Genomic DNA, 13,086 nt, shown 5'->3' with positions numbered 1-13,086 from the left:
ATGTCAGAGTCGTCCCGCGTTTGCGTTCAGGTGCAGAGTTACTACGTCGAATCCCAGTCCTCGCCGGAGGAAGAACGTTTCGTCTTTGCGTATACCGTCACCATTCGTAATCTCGGGCGCACGCCTGTTCAGCTGCTGAGCCGCTACTGGCGGATCACCAACGGCAACGGACGGGAGACAGAAGTTCAGGGCGAGGGCGTCGTTGGCGTCCAGCCCCGTATCGAACCGGGCAATGACTACCAGTACACCAGCGGCGCGGTAATCGAAACGCCGATGGGCACCATGGAAGGGCACTACGAGATGATCGATGCGCAGGGCAATGCCTTGCGCGTTGAGATCCCCGTTTTCCGCCTGGCCGTTCCAACACTTATTCACTGATACGATGTCTACATACCTGATCGGCGACATTCATGGTTGCTACGATGAACTGATCGCGCTGCTGGCGCAGGTCGATTTCTCTCCCGAGCGCGATACCCTGTGGCTGACCGGCGATCTCGTCGCCCGCGGCCCCGATTCGCTGGAGGTGCTGCGCTACGTGCGCTCGCTGGGCGATGCGGTGCGCGTGGTGCTGGGCAATCACGACCTGCATCTGCTGGCGGTATTCGCCGGCATCAGCCGCAATAAGCCAAAAGATCGCTTAACGCCGCTGCTGGAAGCGCCCGACGCCGACGAGCTGATCAACTGGCTGCGCCGTCAACCGCTGCTGCAGATTGACGAAGAGAAAAAGCTGGTGATGGCCCACGCGGGCATTACGCCGCAGTGGGATCTGGAGACCGCCCGCCTGTGCGCGCGCGATGTCGAAGCGGTGCTCTCCAGCGACAGCTACCCGTTCTTCCTCGACGCGATGTACGGCGACATGCCGAACAACTGGAGCGAGGAGCTGAGCGGCGTAGCGCGGCTGCGCTTTATCAGCAATGCGTTTACCCGCATGCGCTACTGCTTCCCGAATGGCCAGCTGGATATGTACTGCAAAGACGTGCCGGAAAACGCGCCGGCACCGCTCAAGCCCTGGTTCGCCATTCCCGGTCCGGTGGCGCAGGAGTACAGCATCGCCTTCGGTCACTGGGCCTCGCTGGAAGGGAAAGGCGCGCCGGAAGGTATCTACGCGCTGGATACCGGCTGCTGCTGGGGTGGGGATCTCACCTGCCTGCGCTGGGAAGATAAAGCCTGGTTCGTGCAGCCCTCGAACCGGCAAAACGACGCGGATGACACCGCCGTCGCATCATAAAAAAAATCCCCTCGCCTGAGGGGATTTTTGTTTTAGTTCGGCATCATCGATAAGCAAACTCAGCGACGATCGAGGATCTCGAAGCAGTAGCTGTGGGAGTTCTTCTCATCGGCATCGTGAAACTCGCTGAAAGTAGATTCCCACTCATCCGGATCGTAATCCGGGAAGTGCGTATCCCCTTCCACTTCAGCATCAATATGCGTCAGGTAGAGGCGGTTCGCTTTCGGCAGGAACTGCTCGTACACGCGCCCGCCGCCAATCACCATCACCTCTTCCGCGCCCTCGCAGGCGGCCAGCGCCTCATCGACAGAGCGAACCCAGGTGACGCGATCGTCGCTGCCCGGATTACTGCTGATGATAATGTTCTGGCGCCCCGGCAGCGGACGGCCAATGGATTCCCAGGTCAGGCGACCCATAATCACAGGTTTATTCAGGGTGTTACGCTTGAACCAGGCGAGATCGGCAGGTAAATCCCACGGCATGGCATTTTCCATACCAATAACGCGATCTACCGCTAACGCCGCAATCAGACTGATCATTGAATACATCTCAGATGGTAAAAATTGCCGCCACTATACGGAAAGCGCAATCTTTCGTCGACGGGTGACCCGGCATGCTTACACAAATTTTTCAGTTCTGCTGAACGCGCCGAAAAGCGATATGGCGGCGAACAGCAGAACCTTGCCTGAAAACAACGGGTTGCGATTATCGCCCCGGCGGCACCGCGTTCGGCTCATCGGCAGGATTGCCGGTGTGCTTCCCTTCTTCGGTTCCCTGCCAGCCGTGACGCTGCACCACGGACAGGTGCGCCCGGTCTTCAGAGATAATTTCCGTCAGCATATCGCTGGTGCGCTGGAAGGTCGCCGCTCGCGCATCGGTATCGGTTTCGCCGTCGGCCATCTCCTCCACCATTTGCAGATTATAGCGGCGGAACAGATCGGCCCGCTCGCGCGCTTCGTAGCGGCCCACCCCCAGCCCTTCCAGCGCCATACGGCCCACCTTCAGCGCACTTTCGAAGGTTTCACGCTCCGGGGCTTCCACGCCAGCCTGACGTAGACGGATGTAATGTTCGACGTCGCGGGCGCGAGCGATAATCTTCAGCCCCGGGAAGTGCGCTTTCGCCAGTTCGGTGAGCTGCAGGCTGGCATCGGCATCGTCGATGGCGTTGATCAGCACGTCAGCGCGGGCCGCTCCGGCGGACTCCAGCAAGTCCACACGCGTGGCATCGCCATAAAACACCTTCATGCCGAACTTACGCAGGGTTTCGATGTGGTCAGGATCATGGTCGAGAACCACCATTTTCACGCCGCTGGAGAGCAGCAGACGACCGGCGATCTGGCCGAAACGCCCGAAGCCGGCGATGATCACCCGCGGCTGATCTTCATCGATCTCATCCGCTTCACGCGCCTGCTGCGGTCGCGCCGCCTCAAGCCGTGCCAGCAGCACCAGCAACAGTGGCGTCGCGGCCATAGAGAGCGCTACCGCCAGGGTCAGCGCTTTCGACCATTCGTCGTCCAGTACGCCGGCGGTGTGCGCCGCGCCAAACACCACGAAGGCGAACTCACTGCCCTGCCCCAGCAGCGCGGCAAACAGTAGCCGCTGGGAACCAGGCACGCGCAGCGGACGGGCGATGAGCCACAGCACCAGCGTTTTAATCACCAGGAAACCGGCCAGCAGGATCAGAATGCGCAGCGGGTTATGCACCAGGGTGCCGAAGTCGATCGACATACCGACGCCAATAAAGAACAGCCCGAGCAGCAGCCCTTTGAACGGCTCGATGTCGCTCTCCAGCGCGTGACGGTATTCGGAGCTGGCGAGCAGTACCCCGGCGAGGAACGCGCCCATCGCCATCGACAGCCCGGCCTCTTCCAGCAGCAGGCCGAAGCCAAATACCAGGAACAGCGCCACGGCGCTGAACACTTCTCGCAGGCCAGAGCGCGCCACGAAACGCAGCGCCGGGCGGGCGACGAAGCGCCCCAGCACGATCACCAGCGCCAGTGCGCCCACCACTTTCAGCGCCGAGAGGCTGAACGCCCCCAGCGTGGTTGCCGCCCCGCTGGTTGCCAGCAGTGGGATCATCGCCACCAGCGGGATCGCCGCGATATCCTGGAACAGCAGCACGGAAAACGCGCTGCGTCCCATCGGGGTTACCATCAGATTGCGTTCGTTCATCGCCTGCATGGCAATGGCGGTAGACGACAACGCCAGCGTCAGGCCAATCAACAGCGCCACTTTCCAGCTCAGGCCGAGCGCGTAACAGAATGCCGCCAGCAGCAGGCCGCACAGCACCATCTGTAACGCCCCACCGCCAAATACCGAGGCGCGCAGCTTCCATAGCCGCTGCGGGTCGAGCTCCAGACCGATAATGAACAGCATCAGCACCACGCCGATCTCAGCAAAGTGCAGGATCGCATTGGCATCCGTCACCAGACGCAGCCCCCATGGCCCGATAATGCACCCGGCAATCAGGTAACCCAGTACTGAACCGAGACCCAGCCGCACCGCGATGGGCACCACCAGCGCCGCCGACCCGAGGTAGATCAGCGCCTGAATCAGGCTATGGCTATCCATGGTTTGCCTCCTGCCAAGCCAGCAGGCGCTGCTTATAGTGTCGCGCCTGCGCGGTCAGCACTTCCTCGTCGCAGGTAAACGCATGGTGTGTGGTAAACGGCTCAAGCCAGTTCATCCCACAGTAGAGCGCGGTGGCCTGTAAAGGCTGGCCGAGCACGGCAAAACCGGGATGGTCGCCAAGGGCAAAATGAGACTCACCGCCGCCGGTGGTGACGGCCCACAGCAGGCTTTTGCCCTGCAGCGCCGTACCGCCGTGCCCGTAGGCCCAGCCGTGGGTGAGCACTTTGTCGATCCACAGTTTCAGCAGCGGCGGTACGCTATACCACTGCATCGGATGCTGCCAGATGACCAGACTGGCGCGGCTGAGCGCCTCCTGTTCGGCGGCGACATCAATATCAAAATCGGGGTAAAGCTCGTATAAAGAACGGATTTCCACGCCAGAGAGACTCCCTGCATCCTCGATCATGCGCTTGTTAGCGTGGGATCGCTGGGGCCAGGGATGTGCATAAATAATCAAAATCATAGTTAGCCTGCAGTGCTTATTATTATCACTCTCCGAGTGTAGACAGATAAGCGCGGCGCTAACAGAGCATTATGCGGCGTTAAGAAGGGAATGAATAAAACCGCAGCAGCGGGCGCTGCTGCGGCGACAGACTTAGTTGTCCAGTTCGCTCATGGACTTCACTTCGTTCTGGTTGATCTGCTCGGTTTTGCCGGTTTCGGCGTTTTCGTAGGAGACCAGACCGGTATCGCTGTCCACTTCCGGCTTGCCGTCGGTCACGATGGTGCCGCCGTCAGAGGTTTTCACCGCCTGGTTAGAGGAACAGCCGCTGACGAACATCAGTGCGGAGGCGGCAAGAATCGGGGCGATCAGATATTTTTTCTGCATGGTTTTCTCCCTGCATGTCAGTGTATGTATCGCGTTAACACCTTAACTATAGTCGCCTGAGCGAAACGGAAAACCAGAAACAGAGGAGTCCTGGAAAAGCGACAAAAAAACCCGCCGTAGCGGGTTTGTTAGCAGCAGGCTGGCGATTATTTACCAATCTGCGCGTGCATCTCCTGCACCGAGGTGACTTTTTCAGTCGCGTCGGCGTTGAGCGCCATTGCAGTAGCAAAGCCGCCGTTCAGGGTGGTGTCGTAGTGCACTTTATACTGCAGCGCGCTGCGGCGGATCAGCTTGGAGTCCTCAATCGCCTGACGCCCGGCGGTGGTATTGATGATGTAGGTGTACTCGCCATTCTTGATACGGTCCTGAATGTGCGGACGCCCTTCATGCACCTTGTTCACCAGACGCGGATTGATACCCGCTTCACCCAGCACGATGGCAGTGCCGTGGGTGGCGTCCAGCTCGAAGCCCTGTTTGAGCAGCTTCGCGGCCAGATCCACCACGCGCTCTTTATCGCCTTCGCGCACCGAGAGCAGCGCACGACCCGATTTTTTCATGGTGGAGTTGCTGCCGAGCTGCGCTTTGGCGAAGGCTTCTGCGAAGGTACGACCCACGCCCATGACTTCACCGGTAGAGCGCATCTCTGGCCCCAGCAGCGGGTCAACGCCCGGGAACTTGTTGAACGGCAGCACCACTTCTTTCACCGAGTAGTACGGCGGGATAATCTCTTTGGTCACGCCCTGCTCAGCCAGCGATTTGCCTGCCATCACGCGCGCTGCCACTTTCGCCAGCGGCACGCCGGTGGCTTTAGAGACGAACGGCACGGTACGCGCTGCACGCGGGTTAACTTCAATCAGATAGACTTCGTTATCCTTCACCGCGAACTGCACGTTCATCAGACCGCGCACCTGCAGTTCCAGCGCCAGTTTCTGCACCTGCTGGCGCATCACGTCCTGGATCTCCTGGCTCAGGGTGTAGGCCGGCAGCGAACAGGCCGAGTCGCCCGAGTGCACGCCCGCCTGCTCGATGTGCTCCATGATGCCGCCAATCAGCACCATTTCGCCGTCGCAGATGGCATCCACGTCCACTTCCACGGCATCGTCGAGGAAGCGGTCAAGCAGTACCGGCGCATCGTTGGAGACGCTGACCGCAGTCATAAAGTAGCGGCGCAGATCCACTTCGTCATACACGATTTCCATCGCACGCCCGCCCAGCACGTAGGAGGGACGCACCACCAGCGGATAACCAATCTGGGTCGCTTTCTCCACGGCCTGTTCGATGGCGGTCACGGTGGCGTTCGCCGGCTGCTTCAGCTTCAGGCGATCCACCGCCTGCTGGAAGCGCTCGCGGTCTTCCGCACGGTCGATGGCGTCCGGGCTGGTGCCGATAATCGGCACGCCGGCGGCTTCGAGGTCGCGGGCCAGCTTCAGCGGCGTCTGGCCGCCGTACTGAACGATGACGCCTTTTGGCTTCTCGACGCGGACGATTTCCAGCACGTCCTCCAGGGTGACCGGCTCAAAGTAGAGGCGGTCAGAGGTGTCGTAGTCGGTAGAGACGGTTTCCGGGTTGCAGTTGACCATGATGGTTTCATAACCATCCTCACGCAGCGCCAGCGAGGCGTGTACGCAGCAGTAGTCGAACTCAATCCCCTGGCCGATACGGTTTGGCCCGCCGCCCAGCACCATAATTTTGTCGCGGCCTTCGGTCGGATTGGCTTCGCACTCTTCCTCATAGGTGGAGTACATGTAAGCGGTGTCGGTAGCGAACTCGGCGGCGCAGGTGTCCACACGCTTGTAAACCGGATGCAGATTGTACTGGTCGCGCAGCTTGCGGACTTCCGCCTCGCGCACCCCCGCCAGCTTCGCCAGACGCGCATCGGCAAAGCCTTTACGTTTCAGGGTCCACAGGAAGTCGGCGTCCAGGCCGGTGATGCCCACTTCCGCCACCTTCTCTTCCAGACGCACCAGTTCTTCAATCTGCACCAGGAACCAGCGGTCGATGTTGGTCAGGTTAAAGACGCCGTCGACGGACAGACCTGCGCGGAAGGCATCAGCGATGTACCAGATACGCTCGGCGCCCGCGTCTTTCAGCTCGCGGCGAATTTTGGTCAGCGCTTCCGGGTCATCAAGGCTCACTTTCGGGTCAAACCCGGTCGCGCCTACTTCGAGGCCACGCAGCGCTTTCTGCATGGACTCCTGCTGGGTGCGGCCAATAGCCATCACTTCGCCCACCGATTTCATCTGGGTGGTCAGGCGGTCGTTGGCACCGGCGAATTTTTCAAAGTTGAAGCGTGGGATCTTGGTGACGACGTAGTCGATTGACGGCTCGAACGATGCCGGGGTACGGCCGCCGGTGATGTCGTTCATCAGCTCGTCGAGGGTATAACCTACTGCCAGTTTCGCCGCCACTTTGGCAATCGGGAAGCCGGTGGCTTTGGAGGCCAGCGCCGAGGAGCGGGAGACGCGCGGGTTCATCTCGATGACGATCAGGCGACCGTTTTTCGGGTTCACCGCAAACTGCACGTTGGAGCCACCGGTTTCCACGCCGATTTCACGCAGTACCGCCATTGAGGCGTTACGCATGATCTGGTACTCCTTGTCGGTCAGCGTCTGAGCTGGCGCGACGGTGATGGAGTCACCGGTATGGATGCCCATAGCATCGAAGTTTTCAATTGAGCAGACGATGATGCAGTTATCGTTTTTATCACGCACCACTTCCATCTCGTACTCTTTCCAGCCTATCAGCGACTCGTCAATCAGCAGCTCTTTAGTCGGCGAGAGGTCCAGACCGCGAGCACAAATCTCTTCGAACTCTTCACGGTTGTAAGCGATGCCGCCGCCGGTGCCGCCCATCGTAAAGGAAGGACGAATAATGCACGGATAGCCGACGTCGGCTGCAACTGCCAGCGCTTCATCCATGGTGTGCGCGATGCCGGAGCGGGCGGTGTCGAGACCGATTTTCTTCATCGCTACGTCAAAGCGGCGACGGTCTTCGGCTTTATCAATCGCATCGGCGGTCGCGCCAATCATGGTCACGCCGAACTCAGCCAGCACGCCCTGACGCTCCAGCTCCAGCGCGCAGTTCAGCGCCGTCTGGCCGCCCATGGTCGGCAGCACCGCGTCCGGGCGCTCTTTTTCGATGATTTTGCGTACCACTTCCCAGTGGATTGGCTCGATGTAGGTGGCATCGGCCATTTCCGGGTCGGTCATGATGGTTGCCGGGTTAGAGTTCACCAGAATTACGCGGTAACCCTCTTCACGCAGGGCTTTACAGGCCTGGGCGCCGGAGTAGTCGAACTCGCACGCCTGGCCGATAACGATCGGGCCTGCGCCAAGGATCAGGATGCTTTTAATGTCGGTACGTTTTGGCATGGCTTCTTTCTCTCCTGATTACTTAGCGGCTTTGCGGTACTGCTCGATTAATTCAATAAAGTGGTCAAACAGCGGTGCGGCATCGTGCGGACCCGGGCTGGCTTCCGGGTGCCCCTGGAAGCTGAAGGCTGGCTTATCAGTGCGATGAATGCCCTGCAGCGTGCCGTCGAACAGCGATTTGTGGGTAACGCGCAGGTTAGCGGGCATCGTTGCTTCATCCACCGCAAAACCGTGGTTCTGGGCGGTGATCATCACGGTATCGTTGTCGATATCTTTAACCGGGTGGTTACCGCCGTGATGGCCGAACTTCATCTTCACGGTGTTCGCACCGCTGGCCAGCGCCAGCAGCTGATGACCGAGGCAGATGCCGAACACCGGCACGTCGGTATTCAGAAACGCCTTAATGGCGTCGATAGCGTAATCGCAGGGTGCCGGGTCGCCAGGGCCGTTGGAGAGGAAGATGCCGTCCGGATTTAGATTCAGCACGTCTTCAGCCGGGGTCTGCGCAGGCACGACGGTCAGGCGACAGCCGCGATCCACCAGCATACGCAGAATGTTGCGCTTCACGCCGTAGTCGTAAGCCACCACGTGATAAGGAAGTTCGCTCCCGGATTTGGCTTCCGGCAGCTCGTCTGCCAGCGTCCAGCTCCCCTGGGTCCAGCTGTAGGATTCTGCGGTTGACACCTCTTTCGCAAGGTCCATTCCGTTCAGGCCGGGGAACGCTTTGGCTTTTTCCAGCGCCAGCGCTGCATCCAGGTTGTCGCCCGCGATGATGCAGCCGTTCTGCGCCCCTTTCTCACGCAGCAAGCGGGTCAGCTTGCGGGTATCGATATCGGCAATGGCCACGATGTTGTGACGCTTGAGGTATGAAGAGAGGTCTTCGGTGTTGCGGTAGTTGCTGGCAATCAGCGGCAGGTCGCGAATAACGAGGCCTTGCGCGTGTACCTGGGAAGACTCTGCATCGGCCTCATTAGTGCCGACATTTCCGATATGGGGATAAGTAAGGGTAACAATCTGGCGGGAGTAGGAAGGATCAGTGAGGATTTCTTGATAACCGGTCATTGAAGTATTGAAAACGACTTCCCCAACCGCCGTGCCCGAGGCCCCAATGGCCCGACCATGAAACTGGGTTCCGTCTTCCAGAACCAATAGCGCTGACTTAATCAAAACATCCTCCAGAGAATATTCACTCACTTTATTTGCATACTAATTCATTTGGTGACCATGAATCAATGCAAATAAGCAACCCTGCGAATTTCGGGTAAACGGCGGCATTCTAGAGAGAACCCGGATTGATGTCCAGATTTAACGCGGGTTTTTATTATCTTTTTACGGGTCTTCTTCGATAATCATCGCCTGAACCCCAAAAACACAAGCCTAAAAGGGAAAGTAAACGCTTGCCAGCCTGATTAATTTCACCATCGCATACGAAACGCTAAAAAAGTGGACCATTTGGTAAAATTTTACATAATTGTGACAAAAAACGGGAGATAACTCACTCTTTTAAGGAGTTGAATATAAAAATGAAATGTAATCCACGAAAATTACAAATAAAAAAGGGCAATAAAATATTGCCCTGACAATCAAAAGATTACGATTGTAATAACCACATCACGATGGGTAATACGGATTACAGCGCGTTCAGATCCAGCACGTCACGCATATCAAAAAGCCCACTTTTCTTCGCTTTCAGCCACAAAGCCGATCTAACCGCGCCATTAGCAAATGTCATGCGGCTGGAGGCTTTATGGGTAATCTCAATGCGCTCGCCGATATCAGCAAACATAGCGGTATGTTCCCCGACAATGTCGCCGGCGCGAACGGTAGCGAACCCGATGGTGCCTGGCTCGCGCTCGCCGGTATAGCCTTCCCGGGCGTAGACTGCGCAGCTCTTAAGATCTTTATCCAGCGCCTGAGCAATGGCTTCCCCCATCGCCAGTGCGGTACCGGAAGGCGCATCCACTTTATGACGGTGATGCGCTTCGATAATTTCGATATCGGTGTATTCGCCCATTACTTTTGCCGCCTTCTCCAGCAGCTTGAGCATGACGTTAACCCCGACGCTAAAGTTCGCGGCGAAGACCACCGGAATGTCGACTGAGGCATCCTGAATCGCCTGCTTGCCGGCATCATCAAAGCCGGTCGTGCCGATAACCATGCCTTTGCCATGCTGGCGGCAGAATGCCAGATGGTGCAGCGTCCCTTCCGGGCGCGTGAAATCGATGAACACATCAAAATCGTCTTTAATCTTCTCAAGGCTGCTTTGCACCGTCACCCCGGTATGCCCGGCTCCCGCCAGCTCACCAGCGTCTGCGCCCAGCAACGAGGAGCCTTCGCGTTCCAGCGCAGCACCCAGCGCCACGCCGTCCATTGCCAGTGCTGCCTGAATCAACTGACGCCCCATGCGCCCGCCCGCTCCCGCGATAGCGACGCGGATCTGTCCATCTTGCATAGTCATACTCTTTAATTAATGAATTGCTTAGAAATCGTTCTCAGGTTACCCAGCCTGCACTCAGGCCGCCAGCCGAAAACACCGATGATAAGAAATTTATGACAAACGCAGAGGAATATCAGTAAAAGCCTTTTAAGGCCTACTTTCAGAAAGGTTACTATCCAGTTCAGGGGCAGTCTTTCACCATCTGCGCCACCCACTCCCGGAAGCCCTCTACATTGATGTCCATTGCCACTCTGGCATTGGCAGGCTTACCGAGGCGGTGATCGAGATCGACCACCGTGGCACCGGCGGTGTATTCGCCCTGGGTTTCCACCGCCACGAAGCAGTGCTGCAGGGTAAAGAGTTCCGGCGTTACCAGATATGCAATGGCGCAGAGATCGTGCATGCGCAGCCCGGTGCTCATGCTGCCGCCGCGATAGTGGCTGAACAGCGCGTGCAGCATACGGCCACTGGCGTTAAGCGCGGGCAGCGTGCAGATAAACTCTGGGGTCAGTACCGCTTTGTGAGTAACGTCCAGACCGCACATCACGATATCCAGACCGCTGCGGAACACGCATGCTGCGGCGTCAGGATCGATGGCCATGTTGAATTCCGCGCTGGGCGTAAAGTTTCCCCGCCCCGCCGAGCCACCCATCAGCACCAGCTGGCGAATATTAAAAGCGCACTCCGGGTAGTGCGTCAGCAGCAGCGCGATATTGGTTAACGGGCCGATGGCTACCAGCGTGACTGGCTCCGGGCTGGTCATCAGCAGGTCGCGCATCGCCTGGAAAGCGGGCGTGGTCAGCACCTGGCGCTGATGCGCAATAAAGTCGTAACCGTCGAGCCCCGATTCACCGTGGACGCTGGCTGCATCGCGCAACGGACGCAGCAGCGGAGTTGCCGCTCCCTGAGCCACTGGTACTTCCGACTGCCAGAAGTGCAGCAGCTGTAAGGCATTGCGGGTGGTTTTCTCCAGCGAGACGTTACCCGCCACCGTGGTAACCAGACGCAGATCGAGCTGCGGTGAAAACAGCGCCGCGGCGAGCGCGACTGCATCGTCAATACCGGGATCGGTATCCAGAATAATTGGCAGCGCCATACGTGCTCCAAAAAAATGCCAGACGGTAGTCTGGCATCTTCGCACATTTATGGCACCGCGTTTAGCTCACTTCGCGGGCGTCGATGCGCAGCTCTTTTGGCACTTCAAAGACGATATTTTCTTCGCGGCCTTCAAGCTGCAGCGCGTCGCCGCCGCCAAGCTCCTTCAGGCGAGCCAGCACGTTTTGCACCAGCACGTCCGGCGCGGAGGCACCCGCCGTAACGCCGACGCAGGCGGCGCCTTTCACCCAGGCTTCCTGAATATCCGAGGCATCATCAATCAGGAATGCGGCTTTCCCCATACGCTGAGCCAGTTCGGCGAGGCGATTGGAGTTGGAGGAGTTTTTCGAACCGACCACCAGCACCACGTCAGCCTGCTCGGCCAGGGCGCGCACCGCTTCCTGGCGGTTAGTGGTGGCATAGCAGATGTCGTCTTTGCGCGGGCCGACGATCTGCGGAAATCGGCTGCGCAGGGCGTCGATGACGTCAGAGGTATCATCCACCGAGAGCGTGGTCTGGGTCATGAAGGAGAGCTTGCCTTCATTTTTCACATCAAGCTTCCAGACATCATCCGGCGACTCCACCAGGTACATGCCCCCTTCCGGGTTGCTGTACTGGCCCATAGTGCCTTCCACTTCCGGGTGGCCTGCGTGGCCGATGAGGATCGACTCCTCGCCGCGGCGGCTGGCGCGCGCCACTTCCATATGCACTTTAGTTACCAGCGGGCAGGTGGCGTCGAACACCGTCAGATCGCGGCTTTTCGCTTCATTGCGCACCGCCTGGGATACGCCGTGCGCAGAGAAGATCAGGATGGCGCCATCCGGCACTTCGCTAATCTGCTCGATGAAGATCGCCCCGCGCTCGCGCAGGCTATCCACCACGTAGCGGTTGTGCACCACTTCGTGACGCACGTAAATCGGCGCACCGTAAATCGCCAGCGCATTTTCAACAATGCTGATAGCGCGGTCCACGCCTGCGCAGAAGCCGCGCGGGTTAGCCAACAGGATCTGCATTGGACTCCTCCAGCGCCGGATCGATATCCAGCACCTCAATATCAAAATGGATGGTCTGCCCGGCCAGCGGATGGTTGAAGTCTACGGTGATAGAGTCGCCGTTAACTTCCCGGATCACGCCAGGCATTTCGCTGCCGTCCATAGCGGTAAACAGCATAATCGCGCCGATATCCGGCTCGCCCGCATCAATAAACTCACGGCGGGAAAAGTACTGGATTAAATCCGGGCTGGCTACGCCAAACGCCGCGTCCGGCTCCAGTGAAAACGCTTTTTTCTCCCCGACGCGCAGGCCCAGCAGCTGCTGCTCCAGCCCTTCGGACAGCGAGGTATCGCCAAGGCGAAACAGCGCCGGCTTACCGTTGTTGCGGGTTGACTCTGCGGTCGAGCCATCTTCAAGCTTCAGCGTGAAGTGGACCAGCACCGCGCTGTTACTTTGTACAGATTTAGACATGCAGGTTAGCTCGTGAGTAAGGCGGGGTCGC

The 13,086-nt window shown here is 58.7% G+C and carries 12 protein-coding genes; 2 read left to right on the top strand and 10 right to left on the bottom strand.

Annotation, left to right across the window (positions count from 1 at the left end):
* Complete coding sequence (apaG, locus tag KFZ77_RS03305; protein WP_264385432.1) at positions 1-378, top strand: Co2+/Mg2+ efflux protein ApaG; 378 nt, start codon at positions 1-3, stop codon at positions 376-378.
* A 4-nt stretch (positions 379-382) separates the two neighbouring features.
* Positions 383-1,228 (top strand): bis(5'-nucleosyl)-tetraphosphatase (symmetrical) ApaH, encoded by an 846-nt coding sequence (gene apaH, locus KFZ77_RS03300; RefSeq protein WP_264385431.1) that lies wholly within the window; start codon positions 383-385, stop codon positions 1,226-1,228.
* A 59-nt stretch (positions 1,229-1,287) separates the two neighbouring features.
* Here the strand turns inward: apaH and folA are convergent, their stop codons facing one another.
* From folA to fkpB, 10 genes are all read right to left on the bottom strand, one after another.
* Entirely contained in the window at positions 1,288-1,767 is a 480-nt protein-coding gene (folA, locus tag KFZ77_RS03295) for a type 3 dihydrofolate reductase (protein WP_031518638.1), read from the bottom strand.
* Positions 1,768-1,933: 166 nt separating this feature from the next.
* The gene (gene kefC / locus KFZ77_RS03290; protein WP_264385430.1) at positions 1,934-3,799 is read right to left on the bottom strand and encodes a glutathione-regulated potassium-efflux system protein KefC; all 1,866 of its coding nucleotides are present in this window, start codon (positions 3,797-3,799) and stop codon (positions 1,934-1,936) included.
* Complete coding sequence (kefF, locus tag KFZ77_RS03285; protein WP_264385429.1) at positions 3,792-4,322, bottom strand: glutathione-regulated potassium-efflux system oxidoreductase KefF; 531 nt, start codon at positions 4,320-4,322, stop codon at positions 3,792-3,794. Before kefF ends, kefC begins: the two co-directional genes overlap by 8 nt.
* Before the next feature lie 132 nt (positions 4,323-4,454).
* Positions 4,455-4,688, bottom strand: coding sequence for a YgdI/YgdR family lipoprotein (locus tag KFZ77_RS03280; RefSeq protein ID WP_024550449.1), 234 nt, complete (start codon positions 4,686-4,688; stop codon positions 4,455-4,457).
* Positions 4,689-4,834: 146 nt separating this feature from the next.
* On the bottom strand, positions 4,835-8,059 hold the full coding sequence (gene carB / locus KFZ77_RS03275) for a carbamoyl-phosphate synthase large subunit (RefSeq protein ID WP_264385428.1): 3,225 nt from the start codon (positions 8,057-8,059) through the stop codon (positions 4,835-4,837).
* A gap of 18 nt (positions 8,060-8,077) precedes the next feature.
* Complete coding sequence (gene carA / locus KFZ77_RS03270; protein ID WP_264385427.1) at positions 8,078-9,226, bottom strand: glutamine-hydrolyzing carbamoyl-phosphate synthase small subunit; 1,149 nt, start codon at positions 9,224-9,226, stop codon at positions 8,078-8,080.
* 463 nt (positions 9,227-9,689) lie between these two features.
* Positions 9,690-10,511, bottom strand: coding sequence for a 4-hydroxy-tetrahydrodipicolinate reductase (dapB, locus tag KFZ77_RS03265; protein WP_264385426.1), 822 nt, complete (start codon positions 10,509-10,511; stop codon positions 9,690-9,692).
* Positions 10,512-10,677: 166 nt separating this feature from the next.
* Positions 10,678-11,592: a ribonucleoside hydrolase RihC gene (rihC, locus tag KFZ77_RS03260; protein WP_264385425.1), complete on the bottom strand. Its 915-nt coding sequence runs from the start codon at positions 11,590-11,592 to the stop codon at positions 10,678-10,680.
* Positions 11,593-11,653: 61 nt separating this feature from the next.
* The gene (gene ispH / locus KFZ77_RS03255) at positions 11,654-12,604 is read right to left on the bottom strand and encodes a 4-hydroxy-3-methylbut-2-enyl diphosphate reductase (protein ID WP_031518651.1); all 951 of its coding nucleotides are present in this window, start codon (positions 12,602-12,604) and stop codon (positions 11,654-11,656) included.
* Complete coding sequence (fkpB, locus tag KFZ77_RS03250; protein ID WP_031518653.1) at positions 12,585-13,055, bottom strand: FKBP-type peptidyl-prolyl cis-trans isomerase; 471 nt, start codon at positions 13,053-13,055, stop codon at positions 12,585-12,587. The genes ispH and fkpB overlap by 20 nt, the downstream gene beginning before the upstream one ends.
* Positions 13,056-13,086: the final 31 nt, after the last annotated feature.

This window comes from Siccibacter colletis (assembly GCF_025914095.1).
GTDB classification, from domain to species: domain Bacteria; phylum Pseudomonadota; class Gammaproteobacteria; order Enterobacterales; family Enterobacteriaceae; genus Siccibacter; species Siccibacter colletis.
The sequence above is the reverse complement of the archived record's forward strand: the minus strand, read 5'-3'. Positions and strand labels throughout refer to the sequence as shown.

Excerpts from the sequence above, each read along its gene's own strand:
- apaG (WP_264385432.1), top strand. The coding sequence starts at position 1 with ATGTCAGAGTCGTCCCGCGTTTGCGTTCAGGTGCAGAGTTACTACGTC.
- apaH (WP_264385431.1), top strand. The coding sequence starts at position 383 with ATGTCTACATACCTGATCGGCGACATTCATGGTTGCTACGATGAACTG.
- folA (WP_031518638.1), bottom strand. The coding sequence starts at position 1,767 with ATGATCAGTCTGATTGCGGCGTTAGCGGTAGATCGCGTTATTGGTATG.
- kefC (WP_264385430.1), bottom strand. The coding sequence starts at position 3,799 with ATGGATAGCCATAGCCTGATTCAGGCGCTGATCTACCTCGGGTCGGCG.
- kefF (WP_264385429.1), bottom strand. The coding sequence starts at position 4,322 with ATGATTTTGATTATTTATGCACATCCCTGGCCCCAGCGATCCCACGCT.
- KFZ77_RS03280 (WP_024550449.1), bottom strand. The coding sequence starts at position 4,688 with ATGCAGAAAAAATATCTGATCGCCCCGATTCTTGCCGCCTCCGCACTG.
- carB (WP_264385428.1), bottom strand. The coding sequence starts at position 8,059 with ATGCCAAAACGTACCGACATTAAAAGCATCCTGATCCTTGGCGCAGGC.
- dapB (WP_264385426.1), bottom strand. The coding sequence starts at position 10,511 with ATGCAAGATGGACAGATCCGCGTCGCTATCGCGGGAGCGGGCGGGCGC.
- rihC (WP_264385425.1), bottom strand. The coding sequence starts at position 11,592 with ATGGCGCTGCCAATTATTCTGGATACCGATCCCGGTATTGACGATGCA.
- ispH (WP_031518651.1), bottom strand. The coding sequence starts at position 12,604 with ATGCAGATCCTGTTGGCTAACCCGCGCGGCTTCTGCGCAGGCGTGGAC.
- fkpB (WP_031518653.1), bottom strand. The coding sequence starts at position 13,055 with ATGTCTAAATCTGTACAAAGTAACAGCGCGGTGCTGGTCCACTTCACG.